This window comes from Streptomyces sp. NPDC050508 (assembly GCF_040655155.1).
Taxonomy (GTDB): Bacteria; Actinomycetota; Actinomycetes; order Streptomycetales; family Streptomycetaceae; genus Streptomyces.
Genome location: NZ_JBFAJJ010000005.1, coordinates 106851 through 127585 on the forward strand (window position 1 = coordinate 106851; position 20735 = coordinate 127585).

The window sequence follows — 20735 nt, forward strand, 5'->3', positions numbered from 1 at the left end:
AAGTGCCGTACTGCTCAAGGAGGGTGAGACGTGGGGGTGGCGCGGCCCGCACCGTGGGGGAAGGTACTGTGCGGGCCGCGCCAGTCGGTGGGGGTCTAGTACGGGCGGTAGCTCATCCGGCGGCGCCACCACGCGATGCCCGCGCCGATCAGCAGGACTCCGGCCACGCCCGAGGCCGCCGACGCGACGATCAGCATCATGTTGTCGGTGCCGGAGGACGAACCGGCCGGCTGGAGTGCGTTGCCCAGCTGGTTCTTGACGTCGCTGCCGCTGGTCGTGCCCTTGGCGAGCGGACCGCGTGAACCCGAGGTCGGCTCGGCGACGTACGGGAAGTACTTCTCGAAGCCCTTGTCGTTCTTGTCGACCGCGTCGCCCAAGTCGTTCTTGGAACCGACCAGTTCACCCTCCATGACCTGGAGCGCCTCGTCGATCACGTCGTCGGTGAGCCGACGCCCGTTCGGGAAGCCGGCGTTGTCGCCGTCCAGGACACCGAGGCGCTTGGGGTGCGCGGTCGGCGGGATCGACGTGTTGAGGCGCAGCATCTCCGACGGCTTCGCGTACGGCTGCTCGGTGTTGAGGCCCTTGACGCCCGTGAGGAACACGCTGACGAGGTCGTTGCGGGGCTCGCTCGGCGCCTTGATCTTGTAGATCGACTCGATGAGCTTCGGGATCTCGGGCTCGGTCACGTTCTTCAGGAACTGCGCGTCGTCCTTGGGCTGGGACGCGTTGAACTTGTCCTTGTCCTTCTGCGGGTTGACGACCTCGTTGACCAGCGGGTTGCCCAGGCGCGAGACCTGCGTGTAGTAGCCCTTCGCGTTCTTGCGCTGGGTCGTGGAGTAAATGCCCACGGTCGGACGGGACTTGGACTGCCGGATCAGGTCGTTCGGCACCTGGAGGGCGATCGTGTTGACGTTGTAGCCCTTGAGGGTGTCGTTGCCGACCTCGCTCAGGTTGCCGCCGTACAGCAGGTCGAAGACGCGCAGGTCCGCGAAGAACGGGTCGTCGGCCTGGCCCGCGAAGGTCGCGCCGCCGTTCGACGTCTTGTAGATCGCCTGCGAACGCAGCTTCGCGTAGTCAGGCATCGACGCGTCGCCGACGTCGGAGGGCGCCGCCGGGATGTCGTCGGCGATCTTCGTCTCGCGGACGGCCTTGCCGTTCTTCAGCTTGATGAGCTCGATGTCGTACGACTGCGTGATGTTGAGGTCGGGGTCGGTGAGGCTGGTGACCGGACCCGTGTTGTAGAGGAACGTCTTCTTGTTCTTGATCTGCGTGTTGAAGGTGTAGCGGAAGATGAAGTCGTCCAGCGCGTCACCGTTGTTGTCGATGTGCACGTCGTACTGGGCGTCGTCCGCGAACTGGTAGAAGTTCGGGCCGCCGGCGGGCTCCTCGAACGGGATCCAGTTCGCCACGATCGTCGTGGTGTCCGGCTTGTCCGGACTGACGAACGCGTACAGGTCCGTGTTGTCGTACTGCGGGGTCCCCGAGATGAGGGGGGCTTCGCGGTGGGAGGAGGCCGAGGCCACTCCCGGTTCCAGCGCGGCCGTACCGGCGGCTGCGAGCCCCCCGGTGGCCAGCGCGCCGCATACGAGGGCCGCGAGCTTCCTGCGTCCCGCACCGCTCCTGGAGATAGGTGTCATGCCGTCCGTCCTCAGTGCCAACTTGCCTGACGCTCGGGGATTCGGAGCAGGTGCCGGGGCGGATTGGTCGAACCTGAAAAACTTTTTTGGTGCGCCGCAATCCGTCCCTTGACCCGCGTTTTGGGCGCGCTGATCCGTAACCCATCCGGAGGGGCGTTCGCTACGAACGCCTCGTGTGACGGGATGCGAAGTGACAGACCGCGTGCGGTCGAAGTGGAGGGGCCGCGTGCGGTCGACAAGAGGGGGACGGGTGGGGGCGGACGAACTCCTGGTGCAGGTGGCCGGAGGGGACCACCAGGCCTTCGAGGAGCTCTACGGACTGGTGTCCGGGCCGGTGTTCGGACTGGTGCGCCGTGTGGTGCGCGACCCGGCGCAGTCCGAGGAGGTGTCCCAGGAGGTACTGCTCGAACTGTGGCGGTCCGCCGCCCGCTTCGACCCCGGCCGCGGCAGCGCCCTGTCCTGGGTCCTCACCCTCGCCCACCGCCGGGCCGTCGACCGGGTGCGCAGCGCCCGCGCGGCCGTCGACCGCGAGCAGCGCGAGGCCCGCCGCTCCCACAACCCGGCCTTCGACCAGGTGACCGAGGAGGTCGAGGCAGGCCTGGAACGCCAGTTGGTGCGCCGCTGCCTGGACCGCCTCACCGCCCTGCAACGGCAGTCCGTCACCCTCGCCTATTACGACGGCTATACGTACCGTGAAGTGGCCGAGCGGCTCGCGCTGCCCCTGGGCACGGTCAAGACCCGCATGCGTGACGGACTCACCCGGCTGCGCGACTGCATGGGAGGTGTCGCATGAGCATCCTCGCCCGACTGTTCCGCCGGGGAGATCTTCACTCGCTCGCCGCCCCCTACGCCCTCGACGCCCTCGAACCCGACGAGCGCCGCCGCTTCGAGAAGCACCTCAAGAAGTGCGAACGCTGTGCCTTCGAGGTGCGCGCCCTGGCCGAGGACGCGGTCCGCCTCGCGTGGTCCGAGGCCGCCCCGCCGCCGTTCGCGATGCGCGACCGGGTGCTGTCCGCGATCCGCAACACCCCGCAGGAACCCGGGCCGCTGCGGGAGCACGCGCGGGAACAGACGCGGGAGTACACGCCCCGGCTGCCGGCCCACGTGTGGGGCACGGAGCCGGCCGCGTCACGCGCCCGCGCACCCCAACGTCGCCCGTTCTTCGTGCCGTTCGCCACCGCGACGGCCACCGCCGCGCTCGTCGTTGCCTCGCTGTTCGCCGTGCAGGCGAACCAGACCCAGGACAAACTGAAGGCCGAGCAGGCACAGGCACGTGAGATCGCACACGTTCTCGCAGCTCCCGACGCCCGCGCGACCACCGGAGCGGACACCCAGGGCCGGAGTATCGGGGTGATCGCCTCCGCGGCGGAGGGGCGCGCGGTCGTCACCCTGAGCGGATACGGCGCACCGCCGAGCGGGCGCGTGCGTCAACTGTGGCTGATGCGCCCCAATGTGCAACCACGCTCCCTCGGGCTCTTCAAGGACGACACGCCCTTGGTCACCACCGGACTCGACAAATCAGCAACATCACTCGCAGTGACCGTCGAGCCCGACGGAGGCTCACCGCAGCCCACAACGCAGCCAGTTGTCCAACTCGCCCTGAAATCGGTTGGATTCGGAGAGTAATCGAGGAGGCGTCGTCAACACCCTTACGGGGAAGGTGAATCCTGTGACCGCGATACACGAGTGCTCGGTTGGGGCGATAGGGTTACCCTGCCCGGGCCGGGTGGACTCGTACGGGTGGGGAGTGACATGGAACAGATAGTGCGCAGCAGGGCAAGGGTCCCTGCGATCACGTGCGGGAGCAGCGCGACGAGTTCGCGCCTCGACCGCCATCTCTCGGTGCTGGGCGGCCCAGTCGTCCCGCAGCGCGAGACGGCAGAGGCGACCTCGCTGATGCGCGAGCTGACCTCACGCGACACCACGCAGGAACGCAGCGCCACAGGTACCCGCGTGAGCCGAGTCAAGCTCTTCGCGCCACTGCGCAGACTGCGCCGTTCGCTGTTCGGCGGGCGCTGAGCAAGTCCTCGGCGTCCCCGGGGAGTTCCCGGGGGCCCGCGCTCAGGCGACCACACCGTCCCGGCGCAGTGCTGCGATCTCCACGTCCGCCATCCCCACGGCACGCAGCAGCGCCACGGTGTGCTCCCCGAGCGCGGGCACGTCACCCATCCGAGCCTCGCCCCCGCCCGGCAAGGTGATGGGTGGCAGCAGCGCCCGCAGCGGGCCGACCGGCGTCCCCACCTCCCGCCACCGCTCCCTCGCCGCCAACTGCGGATGCTCCGCCACCTCTTGTACGTCCCTGAGCCGCGCGCAGGCCACACCCGCGCGCTCCAGCCGCACCACGGCCTCGTCGGCACCCAGCCCACCCAGCGCCCCGCCGACGAGGGCGTCCGTGCGCTCCCGGTTCACCACCCGCGCCGCGTTCGTCGCGAAGTGGGGGTCGGTGCCCAACTCCGGCCTCTGGATGACCTGTTCGGCCAGCCGCCGCCATTCCCGGTCGTTCTGCACCGACAGCAGCACCCGCCCGCCGTCCGCCGTGGGATAGGCGTCGTACGGCGCGATGACGGCGTGCGCAAGTCCCGTGCGCGCCGGGGGAGTTCCGTCGTGCATCGCGTGGTGCAGCGGATGCCCCATCCACTCCGCCAGCGAGTCCAGCATCGACACCTCCACCGGTCCGCCCCGCCCGGTGGCACCCCGGCGCACGAGCGCCGCGAGCACGCCCGAGAAGGCGTACATGGCCGCCGCGATGTCGGCCGCCGGGATCCCCGCCTTCACCGGCCGCTCCGGCGTCCCGGTCACCGACACCAGCCCCGCCTCGCATTGCACGAGCATGTCGTAGGCCCGCTTGTCGGCGTACGGCCCGGACGCCCCGTACCCGGAGATGTCCACGGCGACCAGGCGCGGGTGCACCGCACACAGCGTGGCCGCGTCGAGCCCGAGCCGGGCCGCGGCCCCGTGCGCGAGGTTCTGCACGAACACGTCCGCGTCGGCGACGAGTTGGCGTACGACGTCCAGACCCCGCGGGTCCTTCAGATCCAGCGCGATCGACTCCTTGCCCCGGTTGCACCACACGAAGTGCGAGGCCAGACCGCCGGCCGCGGTGTCGTAGCCGCGTGCGAAGTCACCGCCGTCGATCCGCTCGACCTTGATCACCCGGGCGCCGAGATCGGCGAGCTGGCGGGTGGCGAAGGGGGCCGCGACGGCCTGTTCCACGGCGACGACGGTGACGCCCTCAAGGGGCAGCGGCAGAGGCTCCATGCCGGGGATCATGTCCCGCGCCCGGCACCTTTGTCATGCGGGGAGCTCACCCCTCGCCGTGCGCATACCGCCGTACGGCGAGCGGCGCGAACACGGCGATCAGCACGCCGCACCACACCAGCGACCCGGCGATCGGATGGGCCACCGGCCAGGCGGCGCCCGCTGGTACGGGGGAGTTGCCGAACAGGTACCGCAGGGCAGTCGTTACCGCGCTGATCGGGTTCCACTCGGCCAGTGTGCGCAGCCAGCCCGGCAGCCGGTCGGTCGGGATGTACGCGTTGGACAGCAGCGGCAGCATGAAGGTCGCACTGCCGAGCTGACCGGCCGCCTCCTCGCTGCGGGAGGCCAGCCCGAGCAGGATGCCGACCCAGGCGCAGGCGAACCGGAACAGCAGCAACAGGCCCACGGCTGCGGCGGCTTGGGCCACCGACCCCTCGATCCGCCAGCCCACGGCGAGGCCGACCAGCAGGAAGGGGACGGTGCCGGCCGCCGTGACGACCAGGTCCGCGGCGGCCTGCCCGAGAGGTACCGCCGCCCTGCTCATCGGCAGGGTGCGGAGGCGGTCCGTCACGCCCCGGTGCGAGTCCTGGGCGGCCTGGAACATGCCCGTCATGATCCCGTTGGCGGCGGTTGCGACCAGCAACCCGGGGACGAGGTAGGAGCGGTAGGCGTCACCCGGCATCGCGAGGGCGCTGCCGAAGACGTACCCGAAGAACAGCAGCATCGTGATCGGCATGCTCTGCGTGAGGATCACCAGCGCCGGGTTGTTCCGCACCCGTCGCAACTGCCGACCGAGCATCGCGCTGCCGTCGTACGCCAACGTGCTCATGCGGCACGCTCCTTGCTGTCCGTGAGGCGGAGGAACACGTCGTCGAGGGTCGGCGGTCGCATGCTCGCGTCGAGCAACGGCACGCCGGCCGCGTCGAGTTCGCGGACGAGCCGGGGAAGGGTGAGCGTCGGGTCGCCGGTGACCGCGCCGACGGCGTTGCGCTCGTGGTCGAACGACGGCTCGGCGCCGGTGAGTTGGTCGAGTACGCCGGCCGCCTTCGCCAGGGCGTCCGCGTGTGCGACGACGACCTCGGCGTACGTGCCGATGAGCGCCTTCAGTTGGGCCGGTGAACCGCTGTGCGCTACCCGCCCCTTGTCCACCAGGGCGATGTCGTCGGCGAGTTGGTCGGCCTCCTCCAGGTACTGCGTGGTCAGCAGCACGGTCGTACCCTCCCTCTTCAGGTCCCGTACGGCGTCCCAGATCTGGTTCCGGCTGGCCGGGTCGAGGCCGGTCGTCGGTTCGTCCAGGAAGAGCACGTCGGGGCGTCGTATGAGACTCGCCGCCAGGTCCAGGCGGCGGCGCATCCCGCCGGAGTAGGTGGACGCGGGCCGGTCGGCGGACTCGGCCAGGCCGAAGCGGTCCAGCAGCTCACCGGCCCGCTCCGCCGGACCGCGCACCCGGTGCAGCCGCGCGAACAGCCGCAGGTTCTGCCGGCCGGTGAGGTCGCCGTCGACCGACGCGTACTGCCCGGTGACCCCGATCCGACGCCGTACGGCCGAAGCCTCCCGGACCAGATCGTGCCCGGCGATCCGCGCGGAGCCCGCGTCCGGCCGCAGCAGGGTGGTGAGTAGCCGTACGGCCGTGGTCTTGCCCGCGCCGTTCGGCCCGAGGACTCCGCAGACCGTGGCCTCGGCCACCGCCAGGTCCAGCCCGCGCACGGCGTGCACAGCGCCGAAGCGCTTCTCCAGACCTTCACTAAGTACAGCGTACGTAGTAGTCGTGGTTCGACCATAGCGCACTACGTACGGCGTACGTAACTAGGATGGTGGTCGAGGTGATGATCAATGGCGGACCGAGCGGCCGTACCCGAAGTGATCTGGGCGCGCCCCGAGCGTGCGGGGCGGGGGCCGAAGCCGGCGTACCGCCGCGCGGACATCGCGGCGGCGGCCGTGCGGATCGCCGACGGTGGGGGGCTGGACGCGGTGTCGATGCGGCATGTCGCGGCCGAGCTGGGGTGCGGCACGATGTCGCTGTACAACTACGTCCCCCGCAAGGAGGACCTGTACGAGCTGATGGTTGACGCGGTCAGCGGCGAGCACGAGGAGTGGGAGCCGTCGGGGGACTGGCGGGCGGACATGGTCCGGGTCGCCCATCAGACGCGGACGCTGATGCACCGGCATCCCTGGCTGCCGCGGTTGATGTCACCGGTGTATGGGTTCAGCCCCAACGCGCTGCGGTATCTGGAGCATTGTCTGGCCTGTCTTGATCCGGTCGAGGCGTCCTACGGCACGAAGATGCAGCTCGTCGGGATGCTCAACGGGGTTGTGACGATGTATGTGAGCAATGAGTTGGCGACTGCTGAGCGGTCTCGGGCGTTGCCGTGGTCCGAGGAGCAGGAGAACGCGGTGCGGATCGCGTACTTCGGGAGTCAGATCGCCGGTGGGGCTTATCCGCGGATGGCTGCGGCGTTCATGGAGGATCCGGGGCCTATTGATCTGGACGCGGTGTTTGATATGGCGCTGGGGAAGGTTTTGGACGCGTTTGCGCCGCGGGGGGATGGGGCGTAGGCGGGTGCGGGGCTCGTTGTGGCTGGGCGCGCAGTTCCCCGCGCCCCTGGGGGGTTGCAGGTGCCGTCAGATCAAAGCGAACTGGCCTTCTGGGCCCTCTTCGTGGTGGTCCAGGACCGATGCGGGGTGGCGAGTCCATTCTGGTGCCGGAAGGACGCCTGCCTTGCGCAGTTCCGCCGCCGTGATCTGATCCGTCACCTCCAACTCCTCCTGCTGGGGCCGTAGTTCCGCCAGTAGTGCCAGTACGGTGATCAGCTCCAGGAGTTCCGACGTCCACGTCTGCTGCCAGGTCCCCGGGCGGATCGCCGCCAGCGTGCCCGGCTCCGCCTCCGCCGTCCGGGACGTGAACCACTGCTCCAGTACCCGCACCCCGCTCACCTCGAAGTCCCAGGACTCGGGCGGTACCGGGGAGATGCGGCCCTCGTCGAGGTGGAGGGTCTCCTCGTCGCGGTCGTAGTGGAGGGTGAGGGGGAGGGGTGGCAACGGGGCGCGGACGTACGGGCGTCGGCCGCCGGGGAGTTTCGGGCGGTCGCCGTTGCGGCGCATCAGCCAGAGGAAGCGGTGGCCCAACTCGACTCCGCGTGACCAGAGTTCGGGGTCCCGAGTGAGGGGTACGGCAGGTCCGGGGCGGGCCGTCGCCACCGTCCAGGCCAGGACGTCCGCCGGGGTGGGGGAGTGGCCGAGGTGCGTGGCGAGGTGGTCCAACAGGCCCGGCGCCAGGTTCGGTTCCTCGGCCGCGGGGCGGCGGTAGAGGGGGCGGACGCGGCCAGGGCGGAGCAGGGGGAGGACTGAGGAGGCGAGTAGGAGTGGGCCGGTGGTGCCCGCCACCACCGGGGTTTCCACCAGGAAGATCTGGCGCTCGTCCGCCACCCGCCACAACTCCGGCCTGGCCACGTCGATCAGGCGGTGGTCGGGGATCAGCCACTGCTCGTCGAAGGGGGCGTGCAGGACGCGGATCGGTTCCGGGCAGGGGCCCGTGGCCCGGATCAGTTTCTCCGTGCCGCTCGGCTGGCCGGGGAGCTGGGGCACCGCCGAGTGCAGAGTGCGTGAGCGCGTCGGTTCGAACAGGGCTTCCCGGTCCGGGACTTCGGCCTTCACCAGGGTGTCCCAGCGGGTTTTCAGGGTTGCCGCGTCGGGTGCCGTCGGCCACCCCCGGCCGAGCCGGATCGGTGCGACGGACCACGGCATGAGGTCCGCGAGCAGCGGAGCGTCGTCGTGCGTCACGCTGGGCATCGTACGACGACGTCAGTTCGCCGCGTCCAGGGTGACCGAGAAGGAGAAACGGTCGCCCCGGTAGTGGATGACTGCCACGTCCAGCACCCTGCCCTGTGTGTCGTAGGTGATGCCCGTGTAGTGCAGGATCGGGCTGAGGAGCGGTACTTGGAGGAGGCGCGCGGTCTCCGGGTCGGCGAGGCGGGCCTCCACGGTGTCCGTGATGCGGCTGATGTCCGCGCCGACGACATCCCGCAGCACCTTGGTCATCGGCCAGCGGACCAGGTCGTCCAGGTCGAGGAGGGCGGCCAGTTCGGGGCGGATGTGGTTGCGGGCGTGGTTGGTGGGCTCGCCCGTCTTCTCGTCGCTGCGGAGGCGGTGGTACGCCGCCACCTCGGTCAAGTCCGGGAAGTACTCGACCAGTTCGGGCGGCACGGTCACCGGTCCGTGGTCGAGGAGTTCCGTCGTCATGCCGGACTGCTGGGCGACGATCGCGTCCACTGAGCCCAACAGCCGTACCGGCGTGGCCCGCTGGACGTCCGGCTCGATGAACGTGCCGCGCCTGCGGTGCCGGGTGATCAGGCCTTCGTCCTCCAACTCCTTCAGCGCCTGCCGCATGGTGAGCACGCTGACGCCGTAGTGCCCCGCGAGTTGCTCCTCCGTGGGCAGCCGCAGTGGGTCCCGGGGTGAGCGGCCGAGTATCGAGGCGCGCAGGGACTGCGACACCTGGTACCAGAGCGGCAGCTTGCGGTTCAGGACGATCGAGTCCGGGGCGAAGGAGGTCACGGGGCCATCCGTACCGGTAGGGAGGGATCAGTGCAAGGGCCGTAAACCGGTGGGGAAGGGTCAGTGCGAGGGGCGGAAGTGCCGCTGCAGGCCCTGCCACACGCCGTCGTAGCCCTGCTGGAGGTGCTCGGCGGTCGCCGCCTGGGTCGTCGCCGTCACCGGCCACCGTGTCTCGAACATGAACGCCAACCCGTCGTCGATCTTCTGCGGGCGCAACTCGGCGGCGCTGGCGCGGTCGTAGGTCTCACGGTCGGGGCCGTGCGCCGACATCATGTTGTGCAGCGAACCGCCGCCCGGCACGAACCCCTCGGCCTTCGCGTCGTAGGCGCCCTCGATGAGCCCCATGTACTCGCTCATCACGTTCCGGTGGAAGTACGGCGGCCGGAACGTGTCCTCGCCCACCAGCCAGCGCGGGGCGAACACGACGAAGTCCACACCGGCCAGGCCCGGGGTGTCCGACGGGGACGTCAGCACGGTGAAGATCGACGGATCGGGGTGGTCGTACGAGATGGAGCCGAGCACATTGAACCGGCGCAGGTCATAGGCGTAGGGCACATGGTTGCCGTGCCAGGCGACGACATCGAGGGGCGAGTGGTCGTAGGTCGCCGTCCAGAGGTTGCCGCAGAACTTGTTCACCACCTCGACCGGGCCCTCCACGTCCTCGTACGCGGCGACCGGCGCGCGGAAGTCCCGGGCGTTGGCGAGGCCGTTGGCGCCGATCGGGCCGAGGTCGGGGAGTTGGAAGGGCGCCCCATAGTTCTCGCACACATATCCGCGGGCTGAAGCATCCAGCAGCTCCACACGCAAGCGCACCCCACGAGGGATCAACGCCACATGTCCCGGCTCCACATGGAGGAGCCCGAACTCCGTGCGCAGCAGCAGCCCGCCGCGCTCCGGCACGATCAGCAGCTCGCCGTCCGCGTCGCTGAAGACACGGTCCATGGAGGCGTCGGCGTGGTAGAGGTGCACGGCCATGCCGGTGCGCTGGGTCGCGTCGCCGTTGCCGCCCAGGGTCCACAGGCCGGCCAGGAAGTCGGTGCCGGGGGTGGGGTCGGGGAGCGGGTTCCAGCGCAGGCGGTTCGGGTCGGGCACCGTCTCGGTGAAGGGCGCCGTACGGATGCCGCCGTTTTCCGCGCGGGTGAACGCCGGATGCGCGGCCGAGGGGTGGATGCGGTAGAGCCACGAGCGGCGGTTGTGTGCCCTCGGCTCGGTGAACGCCGTACCGCTGAGCTGCTCGGCGTAGAGGCCGAGCGGTGCGCGCTGCGGGGCGTTGCGGCCCTCGGGCAGGGCGCCCGGCACCGCCTCCGAGCTGTGTTCGTTGCCGAAACCGGTGAGGTAGGTCAGTCCCTCGGCGGTCTTGCGTAGGTCCCCGCTCATGCCTGCTCCCTAGCCAGCTGATTCCTATGCATCACCGTAGGATTGCGGTTTCGCGGGCGCAAGGGGAAGGGGAGTGAGCGGCCGAAAATCCGGCCCACGGAGACGAAAAATCCGACTCGGGGAGACGAAGAACCAGCCTCCAGGGGGATCCGGCTGTCAGACCGGTGTTCTAGTCTCCCCGGCATGTCGTGGTCGCGCGCACTTCTCACCGCGCTCGCGGTCTGTGCCCTGCTGCTGGCCGGATCGGCGGGCTGCGGCTCCGGTGATGCCCATGCGCGGAAGGGCGACCGGGTGTCGCCGTCACCGGTCGGCAAGGTGCTCGACGACACGGACGAGCAGGGCCGGCACTACCGCGAAGTGGGCAAGAAGGGCGCCCCGGAGGTCGGCATCGAGGTGGAGCCCGACGCCGCCGACGACGGCTGGGACGTCACGCTGACGGTCCACGACTTCCGTTTCTCGCCCGTCGGCGTGAAGCCGGTCGCGGTCGCGGGCCGTGGCACCGTCCGCCTCCTCGTGGACGGCCGCACCGTCGCGCGGCTCCGCATCCCCGAGTACCGCCTCGCGGCCGACCTCGTCCCGCACGGCACCCATCACGTCACCGCGCGCCTGTACGCCGACGACGGCACCGTGTGGGCCGTACACGGCAAACCGGTGGAGAGCACGGCGGACATCACGGCGTCGGCGACCCAGGCCACGCCCGACGGCAGCAGCACCGGAGCGACCAACAGCGGTACCGGAGTGACGGACAGCGGGATCGGAACGTCGGACGCCACCGTCACCGGCATCCGCCGCGCCGCCGGAACGCGTGTCACGGGCGCCCGGACCGGGTCCGGAATGAGTGCTAGGGACACTCAAATCCGTACTGAGGTGCGAGCTTCACCTGATTGCGGCGGAAAGGCATGATGAGGCCCGTGCCCCACACGACATCGCTCCGGCGTGCGCCCGTGCAGCGGCGGAGCGCCGAACGGCTGACCAGGATTCTCGACGCCTGCGCCGACCTCCTCGACGAGGTCGGCTACGACGCGCTGAGCACCCGGGCCGTGGCCCTGCGCGCCGGTGTCCCCATCGGCTCGGTCTACCGCTTCTTCGGGAACAAGCGCGCGATGGCCGACGCCCTCGCCCAGCGCAACCTGGAGCGCTACACGGAGCGCGTCACCGAGCGCCTGAAGGAGACGGGTGAGGGGGGCTGGCGGGCGGCGGTGGACGCCGTTCTGGACGAGTACCTCGCCATGAAGCGCACCGCGCCCGGCTTCTCCCTCGTCGACTTCGGCAACCAGATCCCCATCGGCTCGGGCCACGCGGAACCCAACACCCGCGTCGCCGACCGCCTCACCGACCTCCTCTCCGGCTACCTCGCCCGCGAGCCCGACGAAGATCTCCGGCGCGTCTTCCTGATCGCCGTGGAGACCGCCGACGCCCTCGTTCACCTGGCCTTCCGGGTCGCTCCGGAGGGCGACGAGAAGGTCATAGGGGAGACGCGGGAGCTGCTCCGGGCGTATCTGGCCCGGGTGCTGGACTGACCGGCGGCCCGGCGTCCACGTGCCGCGAGTTTCCGACGTCACCCCCGGCACCCCCTCGCCACCGTCCATACCGGTCGGTATGCTCGCCGCCAAGAGGCAACGAAGCCCTTGGGAGGCCCCGTGTCCCGCACCGCCCTGCGCATCTGCCCCCTGTGTGAAGCCACCTGCGGGCTGACCCTCACCATCGAGGGCACCCGGGTGACCGGCGCCCGAGGTGATCGCGACGACGTGTTCAGCCGGGGGTTCATCTGCCCCAAGGGCGCGTCCTTCGGCGCCGTGGACGGCGACCCCGACCGGCTGCGCGGCCCCCTCGTGCGCAGGGACGGCGAACTGCGCGAGGCCACCTGGGAGGAGGCCTTCGACGCGGTCGCGGCCGGCCTGCGCCCACTCGTCGAGCGGTACGGCCCGAACGCCGTCGGTGTCGTCCTCGGCAACCCCAACGTGCACACCATGGCCGGCGCTCTCTACCCGACCGTCCTGCTCGGCGCCCTCGGCACCCGCAGCGTCTTCACCGCGTCCACGGTTGACCAGATGCCCAAACACGTCTCCTGCGGCCTGCTGTACGGCGACGCCAACGCGATCCCGGTGCCGGACCTCGACCACACCGACCACCTGCTCCTCATCGGTGCCAACCCCCTTGAGTCCAACGGAAGTCTGTGCACCGCCGCCGACTTCCCCGGCAAGCTCAAGGCCCTCAAGGCCCGCGGCGGCACCCTCACCGTCATCGACCCGCGCCGCACCCGCACCGCCAAGCTCGCCGACCGGCACGTCGCGGTCCGCCCCGGCACCGACGCCCTGCTGCTCGCCGCGATGACGTATGTCCTCTTCGACGAACACCTTGTGGAGCTGGGAGAGTTGGCCCCGCATGTGGCAGGGGTCGAGGAACTCCGCGCGGCCGTACGGGACTTCACCCCGGAAGCCGTGGCCGACGCCTGTGACGTGGACGCCGACGAGATCCGCGCCCTCGCCCGCGAACTCGCCGCCGCACCGACTGCCGCCGTGTACGGCCGTATCGGCAGCTGCACGGTCCCGCACGGCACCCTGGCCAGCTGGCTCGTCGACGTCCTCAACATCCTCACCGGGAACCTCGACCGGCCCGGCGGTGCCCTCTTCCCGCAGGCCGCCACCGACCGGACACCCCGGCCCGCCGGACCCGGCCGCGGCTTCGCGCTCGGGCGCTGGCACTCGCGGGTGAGTCAATACCCGGAGGCGAAAGGGGAGTTGCCGCTGTCCGCGCTCGCCGAGGAGATCGACACCGCGACCGCCGAGGGCGAACCGATCCGCGCGCTCATCGCCGTCGCCGCCAACCCCGTGCTGTCCGCACCGGACGGCGCCCGCCTCGACAAGGCCCTCGACTCACTGGACTTCATGGTCAGCGTCGACCCGTACCTGAACGAGACCGCGCGCCACGCCGACGTGGTGCTGCCGCCGCCCCCGCCGTCCCAAAGCCCGCACCACGACTTCGCGTTCAACACCCTCGCCGTCCGCAACCAGGTCCGCTATACCCGCCCCGCGATCCCCCTGGAGCCCGGCCGGATGGCCGAGACCGAGATCTTCGCCCGGCTGATCCTCGCCGCGACCGGCATGCACGGCGCCGACCCGGCCGCCGTCGACACGATGGTCATCGACCAGACCCTCGGCAAGGCCGTCAAGGATCCCAACTCGCCCGTCCACGGCCGCGATCCGCAGGAGGTCACCGCCCAACTCGTCGGCGACACCGGCCCCGAGCGACGGCTGGACATGATGCTGCGCCTGGGCCCCTACGGCGACGGCTTCGGCGTACGACCGGACGGGCTGTCGTTGGAGAAACTCCTCGCGCACCCGCACGGCATCGACCTGGGCCCGCTCGCCTCCCGCCTGCCGCAACCGCTCAAGACCCGCAGCGGCAAGGTCGAACTGCTGCCGCAGCCGATCGTCGACGACCTGCCCCGGCTCCGGCAGGCCATGAGCGAGCGCGCGGACGGACTCGTCCTCGTCGGCCGTCGCCACCTGCGCTCCAACAACAGCTGGATGCACAACGTGCCCGCCCTCACCGGCGGCACCAACCGCTGCACCCTGCACATCCACCCCGAGGACGCCGAGCGGCTGGGCGTGGTCGACGGGGCGCAGGTCCGGGTGAAGGGCGCCGGGGGAGAGGTGACCGCGCCCGCCGAGATCACGGACGCCCTGCGCCGGGGTGTGGTGAGCCTCCCGCACGGCTGGGGCCACGACCGTCCCGGCACCCGGCTCAACCACGCCGCAGCCGATCCGGGCGTCAACGTGAACCAGCTGCTCGACGGCAGCCAGCTCGACCCGCTGTCGGGCAACGCGGTGCTCAATGGAGTGCCCGTGGAGGTCGCCGCACTCACCGCACCGCTGTGACCTGGAGTTTTGCGCTTATTGCTCGCGCGTCAACATCTTGTTAACGCAGCTTTGCGCGACCTAACGTCATCGGACTGCCGTCCCTGGTGGGAGTTCAAAGGCGAACGTTAGGTGTTCCACTCATGCTGACCATCCTCGGCTTCACCATGATCGCGACCTTCCTGGTCCTGATCATGCTGAAGAAGATGTCGCCGATCGCGGCGCTCGTCCTGATACCGGCGCTGTTCTGCGTCTTCGTCGGAAAGGGCGGCAAGCTCGGCGACTACGTCATCGACGGCGTCACCAGCCTGGCGCCCACCGCGGCGATGCTCATGTTCGCGATCGTCTACTTCGGTGTGATGATCGACGTGGGTCTCTTCGACCCGATCGTGCGAGGGATCCTCAAGTTCTGCAAGGCGGATCCGCTGCGCATCGTGGTCGGCACGGCGGTTCTCGCCGCGATCGTCTCCCTGGACGGCGACGGCTCGACCACCTTCATGATCACGGTCTCGGCGATGTACCCGCTGTACAAACGCCTGAAGATGAGCCTCGTCGTGATGACCGGTGTCGCCGCGATGGCCAACGGCGTGATGAACACGCTCCCTTGGGGCGGCCCGACCGCCCGCGCCGCGACCGCCCTCAAGCTCAACGCCAGCGACATCTTCGTCCCGATGATCCCCGCCCTCGCCGTGGGCCTGCTGGGTGTCTTCGTCCTCTCGTACGTTCTCGGCCGCCGCGAGCGCAAGCGGCTCGGTGTGCTGACGCTTGACGAGGTGCTCGTGGAGGAGCCGGAGACCGAGACGGTGCTCGTGGGTGCCGGCGGCGGTGAGGGCAACAAGCAGGTCCGGAACGGCGGTTCGGGTTCCGGCACGGACGCCGAACTGCCCGACGAGGAGGACGACGAGGGCTTCCAGGGCCTCGACCCCCACCGCGCGACCCTGCGCCCCAAGCTCTACTGGTTCAACGCGCTGCTCACGGTCACCCTGCTCACCGCCATGATCATGGAGTGGCTGCCGATCCCGGTCCTCTTCCTGCTCGGCGCCGCCCTCGCCCTGACCGTCAACTTCCCCCACATGCCCGACCAGAAGGCCCGCCTCGGCGCCCACGCCGAGAACGTCCTCAACGTCTCCGGCATGGTCTTCGCCGCCGCCGTCTTCACCGGCGTCCTCCAGGGCACCGGCATGGTCGACCACATGGCGACCTGGCTGGTCGACAACATCCCCGACGGCATGGGCCCGCACATGGCCTTCGTCACCGGCGTGCTCAGCATCCCGCTCACGTACTTCATGTCGAACGACGGCTTCTACTTCGGCATCCTCCCCGTGCTCGCCGAGGCCGGCCAGGCACACGGCGTCTCCTCCCTGGAGATCGCCCGCGCCTCCCTCGTCGGCCAGCCGCTGCACATGTCGAGCCCGCTCGTGCCCGCCGTGTACGTCCTGGTCGGCATGGCCAAGGTCGAGTTCGGCGACCACACCAGGTTCGTCGTCAAGTGGGCGGCCCTGACATCGCTCGTCGTCCTCGGGGCAGGAATCCTGTTCGGCATCATCTGACCCACGTGGCAAGGGACTTCACCATGGCGCCCGGCAGGAACCGCGGCTGGCTGCTCCGCCTCGTCATCGCCTTCAGCTTCACGCAGGGGGCGGTGTCGATGGCTCGCCCCGCCGTCTCCTACCGGGCCCTCGCGCTCGGCGCCGACGAGCGGGCGATCGGCGTCATCGCGGGCGTGTACGCGCTGCTCCCGCTGTTCGCCGCCGTACCGCTCGGCCGCCGCACCGACCACGGCCGCTGCGCACCGCTGCTGCCCGTCGGCGTGGTCCTGATCTCCGGCGGCTGCGCACTGAGCGGACTCGCCAACTCCCTCTGGGCGATGGCGATGTGGAGCGGCGTGATGGGCCTCGGCCACCTCTGCTTCGTGATCGGCGCCCAGTCGCTCGTCGCCCGCCAGTCCGCCCCGCACGAACAGGACCGCAACTTCGGCCACTTCACCATCGGCGCCTCCCTCGGCCAGCTCATCGGCCCCATCGCCGCGGGCGCCCTGATCGGCGGCTCCGACATGGCCGGCACCAGCGCGCTCGCCCTCCTCGTCGCGGGCGCGGGCGCCGCCGTGTCGTTCACGTCGCTGTGGCGCATCGAGGACCGTACGACCGTCAAGTCCCGTACGGAGCAAGGCGACCGCGTGCCCATGCGCAGCATCCTGGGCGCCCGGGGCGTACCCGCGGGCATCTTCGTCAGCCTCTCCGTGCTGTCCGCGACCGACATCCTCACCGCCTACCTCCCGGTGGTCGGCGAGCACCGGGGCATCGCACCCTCCGTGATCGGCGTCCTGCTGAGCATCCGCGCGGCGGCCACCATCGCGTGCCGACTCGTCCTGACCCCACTGCTCCAACTACTGGGCAGGGCAGCACTGTTGACCGCGACCTGCCTCCTGGCGGGCGTCCTGTGCGCGGGCATCGCACTACCGGTCCCCGTCTGGGCCATCGGCCTGATGCTCGCCGTCCTCGGCTTCTGCCTCGGCGTCGGCCAACCCCTCTCCATGACGACGGTCGTCCAGGCCGCCCCCGACGGCGCCCGCTCCACCGCCCTCGCCCTACGGCTCACCGGCAACCGCCTCGGCCAGGTCGCCGCGCCCGCCACCGCGGGTCTCGTCGCCGGGGTCGCGGGTGTGGCGGCGCCGTTCGTGATGCTCGGCGCGCTGCTGATCCTGTCGGCCGGGGTCGCGCTGCGCTCACCGGGCCGATCGTCCGAGGAGCGTGCAGCTTCCGGCGGGGTGCGGCGGACCGGGCCGCCATTGAGCCGGAAGAGCGATATCTAGCGATATCTGACGGTGTGTACGGCGCTGCGCCCACGTTCGCCGAGTCGAACGTGACAAGGAATCAGGTCAAGGAGCAATTCGTACGATAATCCCCTGATTCGGAGGGCTGTTCATGCCGACCTCATTCCTGCCCCGTCGAGCCGCCACCGGGACGGTTCTCGCCGCCGCGGCAATCGTCGCCTTCGGTGCGCCCGTCGCCGTCGCCGCCCCCGGTGACAACGGCGACGTCAAGATCCACGAGGTGGGCACGCCCTTCACCGACGAGCGCGACCAGCCGAAGGTCTGCGACTTCTACCTCGACGCGTTCAACTTCGACACGGTCCAACAGGTCACCTGGTCCATCGAGACCCAGCCGTCGATGCCGGGCGGCGCGACCCGTTCCGGTTCCATCACGCTCACGACCGGCACCGGCCACACCATGCCCGTCGCGACCCTGCCGAACGGCATGTACAAGCTGACCTGGACCTTCGCCGGCGAGAACGGCGCGGGCAAGCACAAGGTCTTCCAGGTCGACTGCCCGTCGCCGCCGCCCGGCGGCACCACAGGCGGCACCGGCGGAGGCACGGGCGGCACGGGCGGCACGGGCGGCGGCACGGGCGGTCCCAACGGCGGTCCGCCCGCCGGTGGCGGCGGGCTGGCCCGGGACGCGGCCCTGTCCCCGCTCGCGGGTGCCGCCGCGGTGGGCCTGACCGCGGTCGGCGGGGTGGTCTGGTTCCGGCTGCGTCGCCGTCCCCATGGCGCGTCCTGAGCGGATGCGATGAACTCCAGCACCGCCCCGCGCCCCACGGGGGCGCGGGGCGCTGACACCGTGCGCCTGCGCCACGGGTCGCGACCGCCCACGGACGGTCAACGGCCCGCTGGTCGCAACTGCCGCGAGGCGCCCAGCCGCACCACCACCCGCATGGTGCGGCGCCGCCCGCCCTGGTACCGGACGCGCGCCTACCGGCTCACGCGGACCGTCGTGCTGACCGTCGTGGTGATGGTCGGCGGTGCCCGGTGCGCCGGAGGCGCGGACCCCTCCGGACCGACCCCGGCGGCTCCGTCGGCCCCGGACGTCCGCACGGACGCGCGCGGCGGCCAACAGCCGTCCCCGGCACGCCCCGTGACCCGCCGCGGCGGACCGCCACCCCCGCCCTCGGCGCACCCCGACCGCCCGGCACCCGCACCCCGCCCCCTCCCACGCTCCCGCGCGACCGCCCTCGCCATCCCCTACCTCGACGTCGACGCTCCGGTCATGTCCCTCCGGCTCGACCGCGGCCACCGCATGTCCGCACCGCCGGACGACGATCCGAAGCGGGTGGGCTGGTACGCGGACGGGCCCTCCCCGGGCGAGCAGGGCACCGCCGTCGCCGTCGGCCACCTCGACACCATGACCGGCCCCGCCGTCTTCGCCGGCCTCGGCGAACTCAAGCCCGACCACCTGATCGAGGTCCGGCGCGCCGACGGACGGACCGCCGTCTACACGGTCGACGCGGTACGGACGTACGAGAAGGCGCACTTCCCCGACCGGGAGGTCTACGGAGCCCGCGGGCGCCCGGAGTTGCGTCTGATCACCTGCGGCGGCAGTTACGACCGCAGGACCGGCTACGCGGGCAACACCGTCGTCTTCGCCCACCTCACCGCGACCCGTGAGCGTGCCCGAACCGGCTGAAGATGACCGTCCGTTTTCTCACCACCCGGACCGACACGCCCGATCCCGTCCGGTCTCTTCCCCCGGGTGCGCACATTCCGTTAGCTTCCGTGACTCACAAGCCTCGTACGGCCCGTGCGAGGCGATCGGACCGCGGAGCACCGTCGCCCAAGTGAGCCCCCGGGGGCACTCGTCATGACACGCGCCATCTCCCTGCACGATGTGAGCAAGACCTATGCGCGAGGCGCCCGTGTGGTGGACCGGCTGTCGCTGGACATCGCGCCGGGGGAGTTCCTCGTCCTGCTCGGGCCGTCGGGGTGCGGCAAGTCGACCGTGCTGAGAATGATCGCGGGCCTTGAGGGGATCACCGAGGGAGAACTGAGACTCGACGGCGAGTACGCCAACGAACTCGCCCCCTCCGAACGGGACATGGCGATGGTGTTCCAGAACTTCGCCCTCTACCCGAGCATGACCAGCCGCGACAACATCGGCTTCCCGCTGCGCATCGAGACCCCCGGCGAGGACCCGCGCGCCCGCGTGGACGCCACCGCCCGCATGCTGGGCATAGAGGACCTCCTCGAACGCTTCCCCAGCCAGCTCTCCGGCGGCGAACGCCAGCGCGTCGCCATGGGCCGCGCCATAGCCCGCCACCCCTCCGCGTTCCTCATGGACGAGCCGCTCTCCAACCTCGACGCCAAACTCCGCAATCACCTCCGCGCCGAAATCTCCTCCCTCACCCGCAAGTTGGGCGTCACCACGGTCTACGTCACCCACGACCAGGCCGAGGCCATGTCGCTCGGCGACCGGGTCGCCGTGCTGCGCGGCGGAGTCCTCCAGCAGGTCGGCACCCCGCGCTCGGTGTACGCCCTGCCCCGCAACGTGTTCGTCGCCGCCTTCATCGGCACCCCGCGCATCAACCTCCTGCGCGGCCTGGTCCGGGCCCCGTTGGACGGTGCGATGACCATCAGCCTCGGCAAGCAGTACCTCCGGCTGCCCGAACCCCTGTGCCTGGACCACCAGTTGCTCCGTGTGCAGCAGGGCCGCGAGGTCATCGTCGGCCTGCGCTCCGAAGCCGTACGCATCGCCAAGCCCGCCGCCGCCCGCCCCGGAGAGGTGGCGATCAGCGGCCTCGTCGAGCACGTCGAATTCCAGGGCCACGAGGTCCTCGTCCACTTCAACACCGGCTCCCGGCCCGCCGTCGTACCGGAGTTGGAGGCCCCGCGCCTCGCCCGCCCGGTCCGGCGCCGCCGACGCGAGGGCGGCGTCCTGGGCCGGCTGCGGGAACGCGCGGGCGTGCTGCGCGCCGGTCCGGTGGTCGTCCTGGACCACGCGGCGGACGCGGAGACCGACCCCGTGCCACCCGAGGGCCGCCTCCCCGGCGACCTCGTCGTCCGCACCACCCCCGACATCGAACTCCGCTACGGCATGCAGGTCCCGCTCCTCGTCGACATCGCCCACCTGTTCGTCTTCGACCAGCACGGCGAACGGATCTCCCCGGCCCCGGCGCGGCTGCCCGACCTGGAGGAGTGACGCCCGGTACGGATAGGTGCATGAACTTTCATTTCACCCGAAACCGGGCAGTCCTCGCCATCGCCGGCCCGCAGGAG

At 70.6% G+C, this 20735-nt stretch carries 19 protein-coding genes; 12 read left to right on the top strand and 7 right to left on the bottom strand.

Annotated features, from left to right (window positions below):
* Positions 1 to 95: 95 nt before the first annotated feature.
* On the bottom strand, positions 96 to 1637 hold the full coding sequence (locus tag AB0I69_RS16000; RefSeq protein ID WP_363096246.1) for a DUF4331 domain-containing protein: 1542 nt from the start codon (positions 1635 to 1637) through the stop codon (positions 96 to 98).
* Positions 1638 to 1887: 250 nt separating this feature from the next.
* Here AB0I69_RS16000 and AB0I69_RS16005 point away from each other — a divergent pair, with 250 nt between their 5' ends.
* From AB0I69_RS16005 to AB0I69_RS16015, 3 genes are all read left to right on the top strand, one after another.
* Positions 1888 to 2430 (top strand): sigma-70 family RNA polymerase sigma factor, encoded by a 543-nt coding sequence (locus AB0I69_RS16005; RefSeq protein ID WP_363096652.1) that lies wholly within the window; start codon positions 1888 to 1890, stop codon positions 2428 to 2430.
* Positions 2427 to 3263 carry an anti-sigma factor gene (locus tag AB0I69_RS16010; protein WP_363096247.1) on the top strand — a complete coding sequence of 279 codons (837 nt, stop codon included), beginning with the start codon at positions 2427 to 2429 and terminating at the stop codon, positions 3261 to 3263. Before AB0I69_RS16005 ends, AB0I69_RS16010 begins: the two co-directional genes overlap by 4 nt.
* Positions 3264 to 3389: 126 nt before the next feature.
* Positions 3390 to 3656 (top strand): hypothetical protein, encoded by a 267-nt coding sequence (locus AB0I69_RS16015; RefSeq protein ID WP_033286328.1) that lies wholly within the window; start codon positions 3390 to 3392, stop codon positions 3654 to 3656.
* Between the two features lie 42 nt (positions 3657 to 3698).
* Here the strand turns inward: AB0I69_RS16015 and AB0I69_RS16020 are convergent, their stop codons facing one another.
* The 3 genes from AB0I69_RS16020 to AB0I69_RS16030 are packed head-to-tail and all read right to left on the bottom strand — an operon-like array spanning position 3699 to position 6683.
* Complete coding sequence (locus AB0I69_RS16020; RefSeq protein WP_363096248.1) at positions 3699 to 4907, bottom strand: CaiB/BaiF CoA-transferase family protein; 1209 nt, start codon at positions 4905 to 4907, stop codon at positions 3699 to 3701.
* A 34-nt stretch (positions 4908 to 4941) separates the two neighbouring features.
* Positions 4942 to 5724: an ABC transporter permease gene (locus tag AB0I69_RS16025; RefSeq protein WP_363096249.1), complete on the bottom strand. Its 783-nt coding sequence runs from the start codon at positions 5722 to 5724 to the stop codon at positions 4942 to 4944.
* Entirely contained in the window at positions 5721 to 6683 is a 963-nt protein-coding gene (locus AB0I69_RS16030) for an ATP-binding cassette domain-containing protein (RefSeq protein ID WP_363096250.1), read from the bottom strand. The genes AB0I69_RS16025 and AB0I69_RS16030 overlap by 4 nt, the downstream gene beginning before the upstream one ends.
* A 45-nt stretch (positions 6684 to 6728) precedes the next feature.
* Here AB0I69_RS16030 and AB0I69_RS16035 point away from each other — a divergent pair, with 45 nt between their 5' ends.
* Entirely contained in the window at positions 6729 to 7451 is a 723-nt protein-coding gene (locus tag AB0I69_RS16035; protein ID WP_363096251.1) for a TetR/AcrR family transcriptional regulator, read from the top strand.
* Between the two features lie 66 nt (positions 7452 to 7517).
* On the opposite strand, the gene AB0I69_RS16040 is transcribed toward AB0I69_RS16035, so the two are convergent.
* From AB0I69_RS16040 to hmgA, 3 genes are read right to left on the bottom strand one after another with little or no spacing between them, the layout of a single operon-like run.
* Positions 7518 to 8684 (bottom strand): type ISP restriction/modification enzyme, encoded by a 1167-nt coding sequence (locus AB0I69_RS16040; RefSeq protein WP_363096252.1) that lies wholly within the window; start codon positions 8682 to 8684, stop codon positions 7518 to 7520.
* Between the two features lie 12 nt (positions 8685 to 8696).
* Positions 8697 to 9449, bottom strand: a complete 753-nt coding sequence (locus tag AB0I69_RS16045) for a GntR family transcriptional regulator (RefSeq protein ID WP_363096253.1) — start codon at positions 9447 to 9449, stop codon at positions 8697 to 8699.
* A 60-nt stretch (positions 9450 to 9509) separates the two neighbouring features.
* The gene (gene hmgA, locus AB0I69_RS16050; protein ID WP_363096254.1) at positions 9510 to 10826 is read right to left on the bottom strand and encodes a homogentisate 1,2-dioxygenase; all 1317 of its coding nucleotides are present in this window, start codon (positions 10824 to 10826) and stop codon (positions 9510 to 9512) included.
* A gap of 183 nt (positions 10827 to 11009) precedes the next feature.
* Between hmgA and AB0I69_RS16055 the strand changes: the two genes are divergently transcribed.
* The 8 genes from AB0I69_RS16055 (at position 11010) to AB0I69_RS16090 (ending at position 20658) form a co-directional block, all read left to right on the top strand.
* A complete protein-coding gene (locus AB0I69_RS16055; RefSeq protein ID WP_363096255.1) occupies positions 11010 to 11729 on the top strand; it encodes a hypothetical protein in 720 nt (239 codons plus the stop codon).
* Entirely contained in the window at positions 11729 to 12346 is a 618-nt protein-coding gene (locus tag AB0I69_RS16060) for a TetR/AcrR family transcriptional regulator (RefSeq protein ID WP_363096653.1), read from the top strand. The genes AB0I69_RS16055 and AB0I69_RS16060 overlap by 1 nt, the downstream gene beginning before the upstream one ends.
* Positions 12347 to 12466: 120 nt before the next feature.
* Entirely contained in the window at positions 12467 to 14707 is a 2241-nt protein-coding gene (locus AB0I69_RS16065) for a molybdopterin oxidoreductase family protein (protein ID WP_363096256.1), read from the top strand.
* Positions 14708 to 14829: 122 nt separating this feature from the next.
* A complete protein-coding gene (locus AB0I69_RS16070) occupies positions 14830 to 16236 on the top strand; it encodes a citrate:proton symporter (protein ID WP_363096257.1) in 1407 nt (468 codons plus the stop codon).
* Positions 16237 to 16259: 23 nt separating this feature from the next.
* The gene (locus tag AB0I69_RS16075; RefSeq protein WP_363096258.1) at positions 16260 to 17498 is read left to right on the top strand and encodes an MFS transporter; all 1239 of its coding nucleotides are present in this window, start codon (positions 16260 to 16262) and stop codon (positions 17496 to 17498) included.
* Between the two features lie 112 nt (positions 17499 to 17610).
* On the top strand, positions 17611 to 18246 hold the full coding sequence (locus AB0I69_RS16080) for a hypothetical protein (protein WP_363096259.1): 636 nt from the start codon (positions 17611 to 17613) through the stop codon (positions 18244 to 18246).
* 9 nt (positions 18247 to 18255) lie between these two features.
* A complete protein-coding gene (locus AB0I69_RS16085; protein WP_363096260.1) occupies positions 18256 to 19149 on the top strand; it encodes a class F sortase in 894 nt (297 codons plus the stop codon).
* A gap of 174 nt (positions 19150 to 19323) precedes the next feature.
* Positions 19324 to 20658, top strand: a complete 1335-nt coding sequence (locus AB0I69_RS16090; RefSeq protein WP_363096261.1) for an ABC transporter ATP-binding protein — start codon at positions 19324 to 19326, stop codon at positions 20656 to 20658.
* The last annotated feature ends 77 nt before the right edge of the window (positions 20659 to 20735 follow it).